The sequence below is a fragment of the Phocaeicola sp. RTP21198st1_B8_RTP21198_201120 genome (genome assembly GCF_040929485.1).
GTDB classification, from domain to species: Bacteria; Bacteroidota; Bacteroidia; order Bacteroidales; family Bacteroidaceae; genus Phocaeicola; species Phocaeicola dorei.
The window spans coordinates 1-17,596 of sequence record NZ_JBCOCI010000008.1 but is presented as its reverse complement, the minus strand read 5'-3'; the positions used below and the strand labels follow the sequence as shown (position 1 = coordinate 17,596).

The 17,596-nt window shown below is 47.3% G+C and carries 16 protein-coding genes; 11 read left to right on the top strand and 5 right to left on the bottom strand.

Going from position 1 to position 17,596, the window contains the following annotated elements:
• Nucleotides 1-34 precede the first annotated feature (34 nt).
• The 7 genes from AB5935_RS05920 to AB5935_RS05890 all read left to right on the top strand — a co-directional run bounded on the left by AB5935_RS05920 (nucleotide 35) and on the right by AB5935_RS05890 (nucleotide 6,130).
• Complete coding sequence (locus tag AB5935_RS05920; protein ID WP_057098556.1) at nucleotides 35-688, top strand: hypothetical protein; 654 nt, start codon at nucleotides 35-37, stop codon at nucleotides 686-688.
• 9 nt (nucleotides 689-697) lie between these two features.
• Complete coding sequence (locus tag AB5935_RS05915) at nucleotides 698-1,363, top strand: hypothetical protein (RefSeq protein WP_175331918.1); 666 nt, start codon at nucleotides 698-700, stop codon at nucleotides 1,361-1,363.
• A 129-nt stretch (nucleotides 1,364-1,492) separates the two neighbouring features.
• The gene (locus AB5935_RS05910) at nucleotides 1,493-2,314 is read left to right on the top strand and encodes an RteC domain-containing protein (RefSeq protein ID WP_175331916.1); all 822 of its coding nucleotides are present in this window, start codon (nucleotides 1,493-1,495) and stop codon (nucleotides 2,312-2,314) included.
• A 234-nt stretch (nucleotides 2,315-2,548) separates the two neighbouring features.
• A complete protein-coding gene (locus AB5935_RS05905; RefSeq protein ID WP_175331914.1) occupies nucleotides 2,549-2,959 on the top strand; it encodes a helix-turn-helix domain-containing protein in 411 nt (136 codons plus the stop codon).
• Nucleotides 2,922-5,018, top strand: a complete 2,097-nt coding sequence (locus tag AB5935_RS05900) for a bifunctional DNA primase/helicase (protein ID WP_175331912.1) — start codon at nucleotides 2,922-2,924, stop codon at nucleotides 5,016-5,018. Before AB5935_RS05905 ends, AB5935_RS05900 begins: the two co-directional genes overlap by 38 nt.
• Nucleotides 4,993-5,295 (top strand): helix-turn-helix domain-containing protein, encoded by a 303-nt coding sequence (locus tag AB5935_RS05895; protein WP_175331910.1) that lies wholly within the window; start codon nucleotides 4,993-4,995, stop codon nucleotides 5,293-5,295. Before AB5935_RS05900 ends, AB5935_RS05895 begins: the two co-directional genes overlap by 26 nt.
• Before the next feature lie 349 nt (nucleotides 5,296-5,644).
• Entirely contained in the window at nucleotides 5,645-6,130 is a 486-nt protein-coding gene (locus tag AB5935_RS05890; protein ID WP_368327369.1) for a deaminase, read from the top strand.
• Between the two features lie 100 nt (nucleotides 6,131-6,230).
• Here the strand turns inward: AB5935_RS05890 and AB5935_RS05885 are convergent, their stop codons facing one another.
• The 4 genes from AB5935_RS05885 to AB5935_RS05870 all read right to left on the bottom strand — a co-directional run bounded on the left by AB5935_RS05885 (nucleotide 6,231) and on the right by AB5935_RS05870 (nucleotide 11,654).
• The gene (locus AB5935_RS05885) at nucleotides 6,231-7,313 is read right to left on the bottom strand and encodes a YhcG family protein (protein WP_225665757.1); all 1,083 of its coding nucleotides are present in this window, start codon (nucleotides 7,311-7,313) and stop codon (nucleotides 6,231-6,233) included.
• Nucleotides 7,314-7,439: 126 nt separating this feature from the next.
• Nucleotides 7,440-7,907 (bottom strand): DNA-binding protein, encoded by a 468-nt coding sequence (locus AB5935_RS05880; RefSeq protein ID WP_368327368.1) that lies wholly within the window; start codon nucleotides 7,905-7,907, stop codon nucleotides 7,440-7,442.
• Nucleotides 7,904-10,003, bottom strand: a complete 2,100-nt coding sequence (locus tag AB5935_RS05875) for a type IA DNA topoisomerase (protein ID WP_368327367.1) — start codon at nucleotides 10,001-10,003, stop codon at nucleotides 7,904-7,906. Before AB5935_RS05875 ends, AB5935_RS05880 begins: the two co-directional genes overlap by 4 nt.
• A gap of 100 nt (nucleotides 10,004-10,103) precedes the next feature.
• Nucleotides 10,104-11,654 carry a DUF4099 domain-containing protein gene (locus AB5935_RS05870; protein WP_368327366.1) on the bottom strand — a complete coding sequence of 517 codons (1,551 nt, stop codon included), beginning with the start codon at nucleotides 11,652-11,654 and terminating at the stop codon, nucleotides 10,104-10,106.
• 413 nt (nucleotides 11,655-12,067) lie between these two features.
• On the opposite strand from AB5935_RS05870, the gene AB5935_RS05865 reads away from it, so the two are divergent.
• The 4 genes from AB5935_RS05865 to AB5935_RS05850 are packed head-to-tail and all read left to right on the top strand — an operon-like array spanning nucleotide 12,068 to nucleotide 16,344.
• On the top strand, nucleotides 12,068-12,811 hold the full coding sequence (locus AB5935_RS05865; RefSeq protein WP_368327365.1) for an energy transducer TonB: 744 nt from the start codon (nucleotides 12,068-12,070) through the stop codon (nucleotides 12,809-12,811).
• A gap of 51 nt (nucleotides 12,812-12,862) precedes the next feature.
• Complete coding sequence (locus tag AB5935_RS05860; RefSeq protein ID WP_368327364.1) at nucleotides 12,863-14,581, top strand: tetratricopeptide repeat protein; 1,719 nt, start codon at nucleotides 12,863-12,865, stop codon at nucleotides 14,579-14,581.
• Nucleotides 14,582-14,636: 55 nt separating this feature from the next.
• Entirely contained in the window at nucleotides 14,637-15,563 is a 927-nt protein-coding gene (locus AB5935_RS05855) for a tetratricopeptide repeat protein (protein WP_269115254.1), read from the top strand.
• A 19-nt stretch (nucleotides 15,564-15,582) separates the two neighbouring features.
• Nucleotides 15,583-16,344 (top strand): hypothetical protein, encoded by a 762-nt coding sequence (locus AB5935_RS05850; RefSeq protein ID WP_269115255.1) that lies wholly within the window; start codon nucleotides 15,583-15,585, stop codon nucleotides 16,342-16,344.
• A gap of 88 nt (nucleotides 16,345-16,432) precedes the next feature.
• Here the strand turns inward: AB5935_RS05850 and AB5935_RS05845 are convergent.
• On the bottom strand, nucleotides 16,433-17,596 hold a 1,164-nt coding region (locus AB5935_RS05845; RefSeq protein WP_368327363.1), incomplete at its 5' end, for a TraM recognition domain-containing protein.

The following is a 17,596-nucleotide window of genomic DNA, read 5'->3' as shown; positions in this document are numbered from 1 at the left end:
TAGGAAATGAAAACAATATAAACTATTACAAAACATGGAAAAGAAATTGTTACCAGAAGAAATAGTACAGATTCGTATGGATTTGACTAACAAAGCGAGTGCAGTTCGTCGTCGGGCTGCCAAGAATATAAGAAAGTACAATCTTGTAGAATTGGGCGAGGAATTGTATTTGTCATACCTTCATGAGCGAAAAGACAAACGCACATGGGAAACTCAAATGGAAATGATTAATGCTCTGGGTAAAATAAGATATACAGCAGTTCTTCCCTACCTTGAAGAAATTATAGAAAAGAACAAAAGATTGGATGCGATAACTTCTTCCGCAGCACTGGCATATATAAGAATTACCCGGCAAAGTAACAATGACATAAAGCCCGTATTGCATCTGATGGAACATGGGAATTTGAGTGTATTGGTTGGAGTTGCAGATGCTCTGGTTTATGATAAAATGATACCTGCCAAAGAAGAACAGGAGCTTTTGATAAATTTGTTCGACAATATGCCATTGGACAGATTGTATGAAAATAGAGGATGCTTTGATCCGCGTGAAGCGTTTCTGGCTGCCTTGTCTCAATGGGATAAAAATGTCACAAAGGAATATATCACGAAATATTTGAACGATTCGGACAGGGATTTGAGAATGTATGCAGAAGCAGCATTAAAAGGAAAATGCTTGAAAAAAGAATAAACAGAACGTATGGCAAAGAAAGTAAAATGTACGACGGGCGATGTGTTCGCTATTCCGGTGTCCGAAATGGAGTTTATATTCGGAAGGGTGCTGTTTGATGTTACGAAACAGTATATTAAGATTGTGCCGGAAGAAGAAAGAGAATTTAATTATCTGGGATTCTTCAATAAGAGTGTGCTGGTTGAAATGTTCTTGGGCGTGTATACTTCGGTGGAAGATGTGGACTTTGAGAAGAAAGCTGTTACCGGGACATTCGTATTTAAGGATTTTCTTAGTGAATACAAGGGAATGATAGTCGGTAAAAGAGAGGTTAATCCCATTGAAGTGGGTTTCCCGGAAACATTGGGAAGCCGGAATATGGATTATTACCTGACATTGGGAGAACTGGCGTTCCCCATAGATATAACAGAACAGATTTACTATGATGAAATAAAAGTGATGCCATCTACCGGATATGGTTACTATGAGGTTGTTGTTGCCACATTAGATTTTTCCGGGCGGGACGATTTAATTGAAGAGGATGCCAAAATGGATAATTATTTTAGAGATTCTGATTTGCGCTCTTTGCCAGATGTGCGTAAACGTATATGGAAACTTGCCGGAGAGGATATGAATAAGAGTTATTACGAATTGGCTAAAGGGAAAGGGGTTGACTTGGCACGATTGTATGTGTAAATTACAGTAAAACAGCCTCTTTTGTGCGATTTGAGCGATTATCGAAAAAGAATGGACGGGAAACAGAAAAAGTAATATCCGGATTGCCAGTAACTTTGCAGCCGTTTTTAGAAACCTAAAAAGGATTGCATGGATAAATTTTTTGATTCGATGTTACAGGAGATTGACCGCTATACGGGGACGGTCAATCTGGAAGGGGAAAACATTATTCCGGGCTGCCGTGAAATGATGAATTACCTGAAAGGCAAAATGATTGAACTGAAAAACTTTGCGTTGTCCCGTGAGTTTAAGGACGACGCAGAGGAAATCCGATTTTTTAAGTACCAAAAGCCGCTGATACTCGGACGGCTGCTCTATTTCTACAAGCTATACCAGATCGAGAGCAACCGACCGCCAAGCCATGAGCTTGCCGCAGGGTATTATCAGGGCGAGATAGAGAAGATGAAAGCAGCCTTTGAGAACAGCCTGTCATTCTTCCAGTATTACCGTAGCGGGGCTACGTACCGGGATAACTTCTACTTTAAACGGGGACAAACGGAGATAAGCCCGGAAACGGACACGTTCATCTTCGAGCCGGAAGCGGAGCTATCCACCGGATATGACCGACTGGTCGCCCGGCTGATTGCGGTGGAACTGCTGTTAGCCTTCCTGACAAGGCGGATGCGTGAGCCTGCGGACGGCGAGCCGCTATCGGGAAAGAAACTGTACTGGACGGACAAGAAAGCGGCGGCGGTGGAACTGATATATGGCATCCATGCGGTGGGAAGCGTGGATAACGGGAAAGCGGACATTATCGACATCGTGACGGCATTTGAACGGACGTTCCACATTGATCTGGGCGACGTGTACCACACGTTTATCGCCATGCGTAACCGGAAGAACAGCCGGACGGTGTATCTTGACCAAATGATCGAACAACTGCTCAAACGGATGGACGAAACGGACAGCTAACTTACTGAAAACCAATAATAGAATTACCAAGTTCATAGCAAGCTGCCAAATTCTCCCTTTATCATACCCTAACCAGTGACAAGCGGCTTGCAGCCGCCGGAAGAACCGAATAAAAGGCTCTCCGGCGGCTTTTTTCGTGCCGGAAAAAATCTTTGGCAAGGTGGTACGGACGTGAAAAGAAAAACAATCGAATAGGCGGACATTTGCGACCATAAATCTAAAAATCAACAGATTATGGAAGTAATAACAATCGAAAGCAAAGCGTTTGCCGCCCTCGTGGAGAAGATAGACGGGATAGCGGCATACGTGGAAGCGTCCCAGCAAAGGGAACAGGACGGACAGCAGGGACAGGAAGAGAAGAACAGCCGGACGACGGGCAAGTGGATGACAGGCAGCGAGGTGTGCGAATATCTCGAAATCAGCCCCCGCACCTTGCAACGCTACCGCACGAACCGGATTATCGCCTTCTCCATCTGCGGGAAGAAAATTCGCTACCGCCGCACGGACGTGGAGCAGTTCCGGGAACGGTGGATGCGGGAAACACCCGACAAGCAGATCGACCGGATGATCGGACAACACCCTTTGCATGAACGTAAATACAAGCTGTATGGTAAGAAAAGAGGAAATACTGGCAAGGACGAGTAACGGGCTGGACGTGTTCCGCCACTACCTGCCCGTAAAGTGGCGGGTAGGCAGGAATTTCCTGAACCCGCTGTACGAGGACAGCAAGGCTTCGTGCAACGTGTATTATGACCGCCGTAGCGGGACGTACAGGATGAAGGACTTCGGGAACGGGGATTTTTCGGGTGACTGTTTCTTTATCGTGGCGAAAATCAAGGGGCTGGACTGCAAGAACGCCGCCGACTTCGTGGAGATACTGGAAACGATAGACCGTGAACTGTGTCTGGGTATCAGCGAGGATGTGCCGCCGGAAACGGTACGGGAACGGCAGGCTGCCATGCGGGTTGTTCCCGTGGCGGAAGGAAATGGGACGGCAGGGACGGCTAAGAGGGACGGAACGGAAGAACGGGCGGCAGAGCCGGAACACAAGCCACGCCCATACCGGACGGTGCAGCAGCCGTTTACGGAAAAGGAACTGGAGTATTGGGCTGGGTACGGGATAACGGAAGCGGTGCTGAACCGTTACGGGGTGCAGTCGCTGAAGGAATACCGGAGCGAAACGAAAGACGGGAAAGAGTTCGGTTTCACGTCCACCCCCATAGAACCGATGTTCGGGTACGTGGGGAAATGGGGCGTGAAGGTGTACCGCCCGAAATCGGAAGTACGGTTCGTGTACGGCGGTCATACGGGAGATAATTATTGCTTCGGGCTGGAAGAGTTGCCGCCCAAAGGCGACACGCTGTTCCTGACGGGCGGGGAAAAGGACGTGCTGACGCTGGCGGCACACGGGTTCCATGCGATCTGTTTTAATTCGGAAACATCGGTGATACCTGCAAAGATCATCCGGAAGTTAGTGTATCGGTTCAAGCATATCGTGTTGCTGTACGATGTGGATAAGATAGGGCTGGAAAGCTCCGAGAAGCACCGACAGCAGCTAACGGAGTACGGGGTGAAACGGCTGGTGCTGCCGCTGACGGGTGAAAAGACGGACAAGGACGTATCGGACTACTTCAAGGCGGGACGGACACGGGACGAGTTCGTGAAGCTGTTCCTTAAAATGCTGGACAGCCTGTACGGTGACACGATGGCGGTGCTGAAATCCTGCGAGATAGACTACGACCACCCGCCACAGCAGGCGGTCGCCATCGTGACCGCCGGGGACGTGCCGCTGGGTTCGGAAGAGAACATCCTCTGCATCACGGGCGGGGAAGGCACGGGAAAGAGTAATTATACGGCTGCACTGGTCGCCGGGGCGATTCAGGAGAAGGAAACGGATGCGGACTTGCTGGGCGTTCGGGTAGAGCCGAACCGGAAAGGGCGTGCGGTGCTGCTCTACGATACGGAGCAGAGCGAGCAACAACTGTACAAGAACACGGGGCGGCTGCTGCGGCGTGCCGGACGGGAGAAGATGCCGCCCTACCTGCACGTGTACTGCCTGACGGGAATGTCACGGAGCGAGCGGCTGACCGCCATCATGCAGAGCATGGATAAGTACCATTACCTGCACGGGGGTATTCATTTAGTGGTGATCGACGGGGTGGCGGACTTGATACGCTGCGCCAATGACGAGGGGGAAAGCGTGGCATTGATTGACGAGATTTACCGACTGGCGGGGATTTACCGCACGTGCATCGCCGCCGTGGTGCATTTCGTCCCGAACGGGTTGAAGTTAAGGGGGCACTTGGGTAGCGAGTTGCAGCGCAAGTCGGCGGCTATCCTCTCGATAGAGAAGGACGAGAACCCGGAAATCTCGGTCGTGAAGGCGTTGAAAGTGCGTGACGGCAGCCCGCTGGATATTCCGATTATGCAATTCCGTTGGGACAAGCAGATGGGAATGCCCGTGTACGTGGGCGAAAAGCCCCGTGCGGAGAAGGAGAAACGCAAGGAGAAGGAACTGGCGGAAATGGCACGGGAAGCGTTCACCCGGCAAGAGAAGTACGGCTATATAGAACTGTGCGAACTGATACAGGAAATGCTGGAAGTGAAGGAACGGACGGCAAAAGGATATATCCGCTATATGCGTGAGAAGGAAATCGTCGAAAAGGAAGGAGATTACTATGTACACGGACAGGGAAGAGTTTGAAGGCTGGATGCAGCGGATCATGCAGCGGTTCGACACGACCGAAAAGCTGCTGGAAAGGGTGCTGAAAAAGAACAGCCAACTGGATGGTGAAGAGGTGCTGGATAATCAGGACTTGTGCCTGCTGCTGAAAGTCGGCATACGGACGTTGCAGCGATACCGGGCTATGGGGCTGCTGCCCTACTTCACGATCAGCGGGAAGGTATTCTATCGGGCGAAAGATGTGCATGAGTTTATCCGTAACCGATTCGATGCGGTGACGGAGAGAAGGCGTAAGTGAAAAGTGAACGGTTGCCCCGCTTTGTCGTTAGATAAGGCGGGGCTATTCTTTTGCAGTTCGGCAGGTTTGCACTATATTTGCAGATGAAAATATGAAAGTTCATTGCCCGGCTTGAACGCAAGCGGGTTTTGATTATATAGATTGTACGTTCGCTAAACGTCTTGAAGTAGGAAACTGGTAATTTTTGACAAATCAGACGAATGGCGCAATGCACATGTTGTATGTATATACAGCGTGCGCTTGCCTATTCGATTTGTCGGGTATACCAGTGCCTCTACTTCGGAATAGTGTGAGTTCACGCTGTTTTTTATGGCGGCTGGCGGGCATAACCGATAAAAAGAAAAGTATTATGAAACAGATTACTTTGTATGTGTACCAAACGATTGACGGGTGCGCCGCCCGTGCCGACAAACAGGTGGACGATGCTGTTCTGAAAGCCGATTGCCTGCTCTTGGATGAAGAAACTTATCTGGATGTATTTATGAATCACCTCGGCTGGCCGCTGACGGAAAAAGAAACTTTTGTAGTGGCGCAAGCCGATTGTAACCTGACGGAAAAAGAAGGGGTGCAGTTCATTACGGGGGATGCAGTGGCGGAACTCTCACGGATGAAAGCTGCGGATGACGGGACAATGGTCGCCTACGGCGAAGGAATTTCGGCTGTGCTGCTCAATAGCGGGCTGGCAGATGAAATCGTGGCAGTTACGCTGCCGAAGGTCGCAGGGGGCGACGAAAAGGCTTTGCGGCATATTACGGGGGACGGTGCGATGTGGGTGGTACGCTCCTGTAAGGTGCTGGACGGTGAGAAGATACGAACGGTGTACGGAAGGGTGTAATTTATGCATCACTGATGCACAAATTCAGCTATACGAAAGAAAAGTGCGACAGTGTCGCACCTTTTCTGTTGTTCAATTTAGGCAACAATGATGCCTAAATTCAAATCGTATCTTCACTATCCTGTAACTCCTGACTAAGTTTATTCTCCAATTCTTCAATGGAAGGCAACCCGGATTTAATATCTTTAGGTAATGCCCTGCCTAATTCGTAGTCTGAAATACCGATAGGCTTGTGTACATCACGCAAAGCGTATTCAGCCATAATGCGGTCTTTGTTCTGGCAAAGCAGCAAGCCTATTGTCTGGTTATCCCCTTCCCGGCAAAGAATATCGTCCACTGCCGAACAGTAAAAATTCAACTTGCCGATATATTCGGGCTGGAACTCCCCCCGCTTCAACTCCACAACTAAATATCGGTGCATAAAGGCATTGTACATGAGGATGTCGATATAAAAATCCTTTTCCGAAACTTCGATGTGGTACTGCCTGCCCATGAAAGCGAAACCTGCCCCCATCTGGAGAAGGAACTTCTCTATATGTTTAATCAAACCTAATTCCACGTCCCGTTCGTCGTACTCGTCGGTAAAAGTCAGCATATCGAAAATATAAGGATCTTTCAAGGTTTCTTTCACCTGCTTGGCTTGTATTTCGGGAAGGGTGGCATCGAAGTTGTTTGCCAGTGCGCCATGAATATTGTAGTAGTCCTGATTGATGGCTTCGACTAAGAAATCACGAGTCCACCCGTTTCTTATACACTGTATCATGTACCAATACCGGGCTTTATGGTCTTTTACCTTTTGTACCAAAGCGATATTGTGCGACCAGCTTAGTTGCTTGATCGGAAGAATAATATCCGGTGTTTCTAATTTGGCAACGGCTCGTTGCCAAATTGTAAGTTCCTGATTATATTCTTTATAGAACTGAATCATGCACCTGCAATTACGTGGTGAAAAGCCTTTTACCTTCGGATAATCATTCTTTAAATCTTTGGATAACCGTTCGAGGGCATTGTTTCCCCAACCGATTTGCTTCTGACTTTCGGATAGCAGTTTGCCAATGTCCCAATACATGGTAAGCATTTCTTCATTGGCTGCGTAGATAGCCTTTTTCTGGGCGAGTGCTACACGTGCCTTGACTTGTTTAAGCAAGGTGGCATAGCTAAAGATATTGTTCTGAATTTCCATTTTATTCTTTTTATTTGAGATTAAAGGCGTTCGGGGTATTGCTGCCCTGAACGTCTGCCATCCGGTCACGGGAAAGGGGAAAACCGCCCTTTCGGAGTGACCGACTGGCAAAGGTGTTATATGGGATTAAGGGTATAATACCCGGAAATCCCGTGAGCCGCCGTCGTCTATGAGTTCGTTGCGGTGCAGCCAACGGAGAATTTCAGTGCCGGACTGACTGCCGAAATTGCGGACACAGTACAGCCGGGAAAGGCGATACCTTTTCAGATGGATCAGCAAATGTTCAGTTGTGAAAATGCTAAGTTCCCGACAAGCCTTGACGACACGCTGCGAGAAGCCGAGCCTATCCAACGGGGTATTCAGCAACTCACTGTGCTTGCCCGGTCTGCCCCTCTTTTTCTTCTGCTGTACATCGTCATAGATGGTATCTACCCGGTTACGCTCGAAAAGGGCGAAAAGGGATGCGCCGTCAATCATCAGGACGCTATCGAAACGGGCAAAAGCGATGTGGTTACCGTTCATCCAGTGGGTGATGCGCTGCACGTCCGTACCGCAGATACGGGCGGCTTCTTCCACGGATAACCAGCCGTTCATCGTCTGCCGCCCTTTCCTTTTGCCTTGTCCGTGCGGGGCGGGAACTCGTACACGGTGCGGAAATCCTTGTCGAAGGTGACGTGCGCGTCGAAGGCTTTGCCGTCCTTGTTCCTGAAGCCTTTGATAAGGGACGTTTTGCCTTTGGTTACAAGGTCGGTAATCTGTTTGTCGGTAAGCTCTTTTTCGCCCTTGCTGCGGAAGATGGTAACGCCACAATCGACGTTGCTGCACTTGGCGACTTTCGGATAGAAAAGGATGCGCCCGGACTGGCATTTGGGGCAAGGGATGCGTTCACCGTCCGCCACCGATACCTGCACCTGCAAAAGTTCCTCGGTAATCTGGGCGGTATAGACTTCGATTCCCTTGCGGAACGTGGCTGCGTCCATTTCGCCCGTTTCGATGCGGGCAAGGGCGGTTTCCCATTGCCCGGTCATTTCGACATCGGCAATGCGTTTGCCCTTTACGGTATGATACACCGCCAGCCCTTTCCCGGTCGGGACAAGGTTCTTCTTGTCACGGCGCACATAGTCACGGGAGAACAGGGTTTCGATAATGGATGCACGGGTGGCGGGCGTGCCGATACCGATGTCTTTCAGGCTGTCCCGCAGTTCGGTTTCCTGCAACTCCCTGCCGCAACTCTCCATAGCCGAAAGCAGGCTGCTCTCGGTGTGCAGTGGACGGGGCTTGGTCTGTTTCTCCACGTTCTCCGCCGATTGCTGGGGGAAGGTTTCGCCGGACTGCAAGGGCGGAAGGGCGGCGGATTCTTCTTCCTCGTCCTTCTCTCCACGGACGGCACGCCATCCGGCGGACTTGATAACTGTCCCTTTGGTGGCAAAGTCGCTACCCGCTGCGGTGAAACGAACCGTCGTAACGTCCTTTACGCAACGGGCGGAGAAGGATTCGAGCAGGCGGGCGGCAACCATATCGTAAATTTTGCGTTCGTCCTCCGGCAGTTCGCCGGGCAGACATTCGGTGATAATGAGGGCATGGTGATCGGTGACTTTCCCTGCGTCCACACTGCGGCGGTTGAGTGCCGTTCTTTTCAGAGTGGCGGCATAGGCGGAGAAAGCGGGGTATTGTTCCAGAAGGGCGATGCGGGACGGGATTTCGTCGAAAACATCGTCCGAGATAAAACGGGAGCCGGTACGAGGGTAGCTAAGTACCTTTTTCTCGTAAAGCGATTGTGCAATGGAAAGGGTTTTGTCGGCTGAAAAGCCGAGCTTGCTGTTGGCTTCCTTCTGTAACGTGGTGAGGTCGTAGAGCAACGGCGGTTCTTGGTTCACTTCCTTGCGCTGCACATCGGCAACCGTAACCGTGCCCGTGGCGGTAACGGCACTAAGGGCGGTGGTTGCTGCCGGAAGGGTTTCGTATTTGTGTTCGGAGATGGCGGAGAAGGGCGTGCCGTCCTTTTCCGCTGTGATCTTTAGCTGGTAGTAGGTCTGCGGAGTGAAATCCTTGTTCTCCAGATAACGGGAGCAAATCATCATCAAGGTGGGTGTCTGCACCCGTCCGAGCGAGAAAATTCCCTGTCCGGCGGCGATGGAAAGTGCCTGTGTGCTGTTGATACCGACTAAATAGTCGGCGATGGCACGGGCTTCGGCGGCACGGTAGAGGTTATCGTAATCGCTGCCGGGTTTGAGCTTATCCAGCCCGTCACGGATGGCACGGTCGGTCAGCGAGGAAATCCACAAGCGGACGAAAGGCTTGCGGCAACCGAGGTAATTGTAAATATAGCGGAAGATTCCTTCTCCTTCTCTTCCTGCATCGGTTGCCACGATGATCCGGTCGGACTGGGCGAAAACTTCGTCAATGACCTTTAGTTGTTTGAGTACGCCGGGATCGGATTTGTACTCTTTGCCCTCCCGTATCTGGCGGGGTATGAACTTGAACTCCTGCGGGATGATGGGAAGGTTTTCACGGCGGAAGCCCGTAAACCCGTAAGCATCGGGCATGGCAAGCTGGACGAGATGGCCGAACGCCCAGGTAACGAGGTAGTCGTTGCCTGAAAGGTAGCCATCGTGACGTTCACGGACATTCAACACGTTTGCTATGTCCTTCGCAACGGAAGGTTTCTCGGCGATAATTGCTGTAATCATATTTCTTTGTTTTTTAATGGTTTGACAAAAAGCATCCCGCCCTAAGTGACGGGATGCTTCGGATAATTACTTGTGATAATCTTACCGGATAAGACGGAGATCAAAGGCGGGGAGCTTTGCGCTGCCGGGGTTTGGGCTTGTCCTGTTCCTGCTTCTGTTTCTTATCTTCTTTCTTGTCCTCTTTCTGTTCCTGCTTGCGGTCTTGCTGCTCCTTCTGCTCTCCGGTGGGACGGGTTTGTGCGGACTGCAAGGCTTCTTTCAGGCTCTTGGTGGCTTCGTTGGTCTTGCCCTCGGAATTGACGGCTACCTGTACCTCGTTCTCGACGGCAGGTTTGACACGTCCTTCTTCGAGTGCGGTCTTGTAATCCTTGGGGAACATGAAGGCGGGGTATTTCTGTCCGGGCTGCCATGTGATGTACCCCTGATAAGGTTTTCCGTTCTTGTCTTTCAAGCCGGAAACTTTGACCGTGCCGCCGCCCGCAAGTTCCGTTTGCGCCTGCCGGGTGAGTTCCTGCTTGCGGAAGGTCTTGGGGACTTCCTGATTGGCGGTCTGTTTCTGCAACTCCTTGTGTGCGTCCATCGCCAGTTTAGCCCGGTCGTTGAACAACAATTCAAGTTGCATCTTGGCGGCGTTGAACTGGACGGGGGCTTCGTAGGTTTTGGGCTTCTGCCCTTCTTTGGCTTTGGTCTGGAATTTACATACCACGGCTTCGCCCTTTTTCAGCCGTGCCACCTCGTCGGGGGTGAAGGTATGCCCGTTCTTCTCCGCCGGGATGCGCACCTTGTCAGCCGGGAAGGATGCCAGTTCGTTCGTTTTCTGGTTACGGCTGACGAGGGACGGGACTTTCTCGCCCGCCCGGTTGGTGAGTTCGACAATGCGCCCCATGTTTCCGGCGGTCTTGATAGCGTCGCTATCTTCCTTCGTGAAGGTATGTCCGAAGAATTGCTGCTGCAATTTCGCCGGATCGAGAATACCGTGGCTGCAAACGACTACCCTGCCGTCGGGGGCTTCACGCAAGGAAAGCTGGCTGTCGTTGGCATGGGAAATCGAATCGAGATTGAAATATACCCGGACGGTCTTGTCGGTCTGGAAGCCCCGTAGCATCTGGTCGAGCATACCGTTCTGCTCGATCTGTTCACGTTTGATGCCGAGATTGGCGAGCGAGTTCCAATCTATCTTTTCCACATCGTACTTGTACTGCGGCTGTTGCTGTGCCTGCCCTTGCTGCGGTGCATCTGTCGGCTGCTGTTGCTGCTGCCCGGCGGCAGGCTGCGCCTGTTGCTCGCCCTGCTGCTGTGCCTGTGCGGGATGTTGTACTTCATACTGTGCCATGCGTGCCTGTCCTTCGGGCGTGGGGTTCTGCACGGTCTGCTGGAAATCCGCCGCTACCCGTTGCACATCCTCTTCCGGCACACGGAAGAAATGGAAACGGGTGGGATCTTTCAACTGGTTCCAAAGATTGGAAAAGAAGTTGGAGAACATATCTCCGTGGCGATCTACTCGTAGCAGGTCGTTGTTGTCCTCTAACGGGTTCTTGGTTTGTAACTCTCCGTCTTTTACTCCGCTGACGGCTTGGATGGTCTTTTTCTCCTGATCCATGACAAGAAGAATATCCATCAACTGTTGGCTGTTGTCCGGTCTTTCGTCCATAAACTTAAATTTTTAATGGTGAATACTACTGGTTTCGGTGGAAACCGGACGTAAATATATAGGGGAATATGTTGATAATTAGCAAGTTTACGGTGGGGTGTCGCTACTTGTCGTCCGGTTCGCAGGTTTGTCGTGGCGGATGGCGGGAGAACGGGGAAAGTTCGGGGTGCAAAGCGGTATAAAGCAAAGGGGGAAGTATTTTATCAGGCATCAGGGAAATAAAATACAGTAATTACTGTATTTTTCGGGATTTTGTTTTATATTTGGGCAAAAGGACAAATGAAGCCGTTAAATATCCTTTTACGGACGATTATCGAAAAAGAACGGACGGGAAACGAAAAGGGAATTGAGGTACGGCGGGGTATCTTTGGCGGAGAATGGAAACGGAATTGTTCAACTTGAAATATTGAGGAATGAAAACAGTAATAACCCTATTAATATGTATAGCTATGGCGACTTGTTCCAATACCAAACGAGAGACTTCTTCCGATGGAGAAATGGTAAACTCCAATGATACGGTATTTTGTGCGGATAGCTTGGTTGGAAATGAACTTATTAGTTTGTATCCTTTCATGTTGTACGACAAGCCGGACGGTAATATAACTTATAGCTGTGATTATGAGAATGGATATATCTGCATAGCCGGAGAGATAAAGGATGATTGGATAAGACTGGATTACATAAGGTCAAATACAGATAAACTGACATTGCCATTTTATGGCTGGTCGAAATGGTGCAATAATGATTCAATCCTATTCAAAGTTGTAGGCAAGGGATTTCCTATTGTTTCGCCTTATGACGAGAACGCTGTTTATGAATTTCCGACGTACAGCCCGGAATATCCTCAATATCCGGGTGGTGAGGAAGCTATCGAGCAATTTCTGAAAAAAGAAGTGCAAAAACGTTATCCACCAACAGCTCGACAGATGGGGGTACAAGGTCGAGTCACGGTTTCTTTCGTTGTGGAGAAAGACGGTACAATGTCGGACTTTAGAATCCAGAATAGTGTAAACGATGAAATAGATGAAGCTGCTATTGAGTGTATAAAGAACTTGCCGAAGCGTTGGAAACCTACCAGAACAAAATTGGAGTTTGATACGGCTGAAAGAACGGTACGATGCAAAGTAAAGTTGCCTGTATCTTTTAGAATTGAATGATAGATAAGATGCAGTAAAATTTGATATTTAGTACTATAAAATAATAAGCATATGGAAAAGTTAGTCATTGTCATATTGCTCTCCGTTTTCTCTTTTATGAGTTACGGACAGACAAACAGAAGTAAACAGAACAGTACTTCTAAAGATGGAGTTACCGACAGTATTGTATGGACTCTGTTAATAAAACCGCATATAGTTTATTCTTCCGAGACTGTTTCTGACTCTGCCGCTGCCTATTATAAAAAAGGAACTGAAAATTTTTATTCCGAAGATTATAAGGGAGCGATTGAAGATTATAGTAAAGCCATTGAATTTAACCCCAATTATATGGCTGCCTATACCAACCGGGGAATTTCCAAAGGAGAGTCCGGTGATTATAAAGGGGCGATTGTGGATTATGACAAGGTTATTAGTCTTGATCCTGATGATGCTTTTGTTTATTGTTATCGTGGAGCAGCTAAGAGTAGATTAGGTGAGATGGAAGGAGCTGTTGCAGATTTTGACAAAGCCCTTACGATTGATCCTGCACATACTCTCGCATACCTTAATCGGGGAACTATTAAATATGTTACAGGTGATTACGAAGGCGCACTTTCCGATTATTCAAAAGCGATTGAAATTCGTCCTAATGCAATTTTTTACCTCGTGCGTGCAGCGGTTAAACATGAAATGGGCGATTATAAAGGCGAGATAGCCGATTATCGTCAGTCTTTCATATATGGTACTCCCAATGCGGCACTATACAACAGACTTGGACGTGCATTGTATGAACAGAAACAGTACGAGGAAGCATTAAAAGTATATGACGAAGGAATATCCGCTTATCCAAAAGATCATGATTTATATTATGGTCTTGAACAGGTTTGTAACCAGTTGAGCGATAAAGACAAGACCGCTAATACAGTTGCAGACACCACCACATTCAAAATAAAAGGTTCTCTTTACTTTATGGCTACACCGGAATTTGAATTTATTGTTTCAGGCGGGAGCCGAACAGAAGAAATTATAGGGAAAGGATTTGCCGCCGGAGACTCTATAAAATACGAATTTTCAACGGACGAAGAACGAACGGTAACTATTATCGGTGCAGTTGGGAATTTACTATTCGCATCAGCCACTAACAACTTGTCTTATAGGAATTATCTTCGGAAGCAAGGGAGAAAGAAAACGCTTGTTGTGTTTGCCGAGGATGTGTCACAACTTGATATTAGCAAAAATAAATCTTTGCGTCATATATTGTGCCGTAAATGCCGATTAACCGAATTGGATGTAACACACAATCACGATTTGGAAGAACTGGACTGTTCAGAAAATCAGTTGAAATCCCTTGATGTAAGCCGGAATAAAAATCTTCGGGTATTGTTTTGTACTAAAAACAAATTGACAAACATAGATGTAAGCCATAATCTACTGCTCGAAGAACTGGTTTGCTTTGATAATGATAATCTATCACTGGATGTAAGCGCAAATAAGAATTTGGAATTTCTTAGTTGTGGCGGGTTATTAAAAGAAATTGATCTTACCAACAATACAGAACTAAAGGAATTAATATGCCGATGTAAATTAACCAAACTTGATTTGAGTAAAAATAAGAAGTTGAAAAAACTACGGATTGATGGAAATAATTTATCAGCCGAAGAACTTAACTTTATTTTCAAAGCTCTTCCTACAGTAGATTATTATAAGGATCATACAGAAATTGATTTTTCCGATAATCCGGGCACTTCTGACTGTGACCGTTCTATTCTGAAAGAAAAAGGTTGGTTGTGACCTGATAGTAATATGTGAAACTAATACTATTTTCAATCATTAAATTCTTTTTATCATGGGATTAATAGCCTTATTGTTGCCAGTCTGTTTCATTTGCCTTCTGGTTATCATACTTAATTTATTTACGAATACAACTAATAATAATCAGAAGTTTGGTTGGAAACAACGGTTATGGATAATCATAAATTTGCTTGTATGGGCTTATGAGTTCTTTTTTATGGTAGTCGTTTGTGAAGGTGTAGAGAATTTGAGAGTTGATTTCGGTGGCGGTTTGGGAGATTTATTCTATATCTTCATGCTTGCGGGCGTAGTGCTGCTACATATTGTCTTGCTCGCTATTTTTACATACAATCATCTACAGACCTTCTTTTTTGTAGTTCTTATGTGTATGCCTGTATTCCCTTTGATGCTGATGCACCTGAATGCAGCACAGGGAAATGAGGAAAACGATTATATGATTTCAGGCAACTGGGCCGGACTGTATTATAACAGGCAAGCCCAATATGAACAGAGAATGCGTGAACGGGAAGCGGAAGAAGCGAAAAAACCGAAGAAACCTGAATTTCCTACAGAGTTTGAGTCGTATCTGTACGATGCCGAACATGGGGATTTATGGGCACAAAATCATATAGGAAGATGTTATGCACTCGGCGATGGTGTTGAACAGAACGATTCTTTGGCTATCAAGTGGTATCGTCTTGCAGCAGAGGGTGGATACGATATGGGGCAAAGGAATCTGGGGGTATGTTATTATAAGGGTTTGTGTGGTCTTGATATTGATTATACAGAAGCTGTTAAATGGCTTCGTAATGCGGCTGAACAAGGAAATGATGATGCCCAATATTTGATGGGGTATTGTTATAAAGACGGTAAAGGTGTCGAACAAAACGATGAAGAGGCTTTCCGATGGCTTCGGCTTGCTGCACGACAAGAACATGAACGGGCACAAAAATTACTTCGAGAAAATAAGCAAATATGGTAGTTGAGTAACAAATAATCGTATGGATAAGTGGATAGTTTACATATTACTGACTGTATGTTTGTCGGGTTACGGACAAGCGAGGGGGAATGTGCAGGGCGGTTCTTCCAAAAGTGATATAGCAGTACGAAAGGTCGATACTGTGAAAAATACCAATATTATGAGGTGGCAGAAGAAATATAAAGTTATCAAACATTTTGATATTAATGCTTTTGAACGAAATCAAAAGAAGTGGATCTATGAATTTACAGACAACAATGGAATGACTGTACAGCAGGAAAAATCTTATGATGATATAGACGCAAAAACAGGACTGTATTATATTGATAGCCGTTCTTACCCATATTCTAACTATATCCATGTTTGTTTGTATGATGGCATAGGACGTATCAAAGGATATAATATGACTTTCTACAGCATAGTTGTTGGAAAAGTGTATCGGTATGACATTAATGGACAAGTTGTGCATGAAGAAGATATGGATGCCCCGTATAAATTTTCATTAGAGGACTTAATCTTGAAAATGAAAAAAGAATACGGTATTGATATAGAGAAAGGGAAAAATATACGAGATATCAATAGATTTACTACGGATAGAGGTTCGTTTTATGCAATATCAATCATACTTGATGATTCTAAGTGTGACATATATTTATTTAATGGTGATGATGGAAAGATTCTATTTAAAACAAGAGAGGAATCTGAATGGTATCCGGACATGAGCGATGAGAATGTTTATGATAAGTATTTGAGATCAATCAGAAGCGGTAATTACGGAAAGTAAAAGGAAACATGTATGTTTAGAAAAATAAATTATAGAAACGGATATTCCGCCAGCAATCTGTCTGGCCGGAATATCCGTTTTTCTTTTATTACACGTTCTTAATCAGGTGCGAGAGTTCGGGATCAGCCTTGATGCGCTCGATTTCATCAGCGACAATCTGCTTGACCTCGTTCTTGATGCGGTAGTAGTTCGCATCAATCTGTTGCTGCATGGTATCGTTGCCGTCCTTGTCGGTGAAGTCGATAATCTGCGGTATCTTCACGTAACGGGCGGTTTCCTGCTTGACCTGCTCGTTATCCACGACAATCTCGGCATGGAAAATCTTCTGCTCGATGCGCTCGTCGAAATTGTCGGCAACCGCTCCGACAAACATACCCTGCGTTAAATTACTGATTTTGGACGCCGGGATAAGGCTATCCATCTGGGTATTGATGGAAACGGAAGTCTCGTTGCGGTTGATCGTCATGTTCTGCCGTTTCTGCAAGACCTTGCCGAAGCGTTCACTTAACGTTTTGGCGGTTTCGGCAACAACCTGACCTGCAAAGACATTGCCGACGGTGTTGCAGATCACAGCGGACTCTTTATCGCCGTAATCCCTTTTTAACTGGCTGAAATCCTGAAAGCCCAACATGACGGCTACCTTGTTGCTTCGGGCGGTGGCAATCAGGTTATCCAGCCCACGCATGTAGATGGTGGGCAGCTCGTCAATGATAACGGCGGATTTGAGCCGTTTCTTTTTGTTTATCAGTTTGACAATGCGGGAGTTATACAGTCCCAACGCTGCGCCGTATATGCCCTGCCTGTCGGGATTGTTACCGACTACAAGCACTTTCGGTTCTTCGGGGTTGTTGATGTCGAGTGTGAAATCATCCGCCGTCATTACCCAGTAGAGAGCCGGGGAAATCATGCGGGAAAGCGGGATTTTGGCACTGGCTATCTGCCCCTGCAACTGTTCCACCGCCGAGCTTTCCCAAGCATCCATGAACGGGGAAAGATAGTTCTCCAACTCCGGGTAACTTGTCAGGATGGGGAAAATATCAGCGTACTTCCGGTTCAGAAATTCTATCGCATGGGGGAAGGTGCAGTATTTGCCGTTCTTGTAAATTTTCAAATACCATATAATGCTGGCTAACAGAATGATAGGTGATTCAACAAAGAAGTCGCCCTGCTTGCTGATATCGGGTAAGTCAAGGGCATTACTGCCCCTTTCTCCCCTAAGAACCGTACGTGAGAGTTTCCCCTCATACGGCTC

Excerpts from the sequence above, each read along its gene's own strand:
- AB5935_RS05910 (WP_175331916.1), top strand. The coding sequence starts at position 1,493 with ATGGATAAATTTTTTGATTCGATGTTACAGGAGATTGACCGCTATACG.
- AB5935_RS05905 (WP_175331914.1), top strand. The coding sequence starts at position 2,549 with ATGGAAGTAATAACAATCGAAAGCAAAGCGTTTGCCGCCCTCGTGGAG.
- AB5935_RS05850 (WP_269115255.1), top strand. The coding sequence starts at position 15,583 with ATGGATAAGTGGATAGTTTACATATTACTGACTGTATGTTTGTCGGGT.
- AB5935_RS05920 (WP_057098556.1), top strand. The coding sequence starts at position 35 with ATGGAAAAGAAATTGTTACCAGAAGAAATAGTACAGATTCGTATGGAT.
- AB5935_RS05895 (WP_175331910.1), top strand. The coding sequence starts at position 4,993 with ATGTACACGGACAGGGAAGAGTTTGAAGGCTGGATGCAGCGGATCATG.
- AB5935_RS05865 (WP_368327365.1), top strand. The coding sequence starts at position 12,068 with ATGAAAACAGTAATAACCCTATTAATATGTATAGCTATGGCGACTTGT.
- AB5935_RS05885 (WP_225665757.1), bottom strand. The coding sequence starts at position 7,313 with ATGGAAATTCAGAACAATATCTTTAGCTATGCCACCTTGCTTAAACAA.
- AB5935_RS05880 (WP_368327368.1), bottom strand. The coding sequence starts at position 7,907 with ATGAACGGCTGGTTATCCGTGGAAGAAGCCGCCCGTATCTGCGGTACG.
- AB5935_RS05875 (WP_368327367.1), bottom strand. The coding sequence starts at position 10,003 with ATGATTACAGCAATTATCGCCGAGAAACCTTCCGTTGCGAAGGACATA.
- AB5935_RS05855 (WP_269115254.1), top strand. The coding sequence starts at position 14,637 with ATGGGATTAATAGCCTTATTGTTGCCAGTCTGTTTCATTTGCCTTCTG.
- AB5935_RS05900 (WP_175331912.1), top strand. The coding sequence starts at position 2,922 with ATGGTAAGAAAAGAGGAAATACTGGCAAGGACGAGTAACGGGCTGGAC.
- AB5935_RS05915 (WP_175331918.1), top strand. The coding sequence starts at position 698 with ATGGCAAAGAAAGTAAAATGTACGACGGGCGATGTGTTCGCTATTCCG.
- AB5935_RS05870 (WP_368327366.1), bottom strand. The coding sequence starts at position 11,654 with ATGGACGAAAGACCGGACAACAGCCAACAGTTGATGGATATTCTTCTT.
- AB5935_RS05890 (WP_368327369.1), top strand. The coding sequence starts at position 5,645 with ATGAAACAGATTACTTTGTATGTGTACCAAACGATTGACGGGTGCGCC.
- AB5935_RS05860 (WP_368327364.1), top strand. The coding sequence starts at position 12,863 with ATGGAAAAGTTAGTCATTGTCATATTGCTCTCCGTTTTCTCTTTTATG.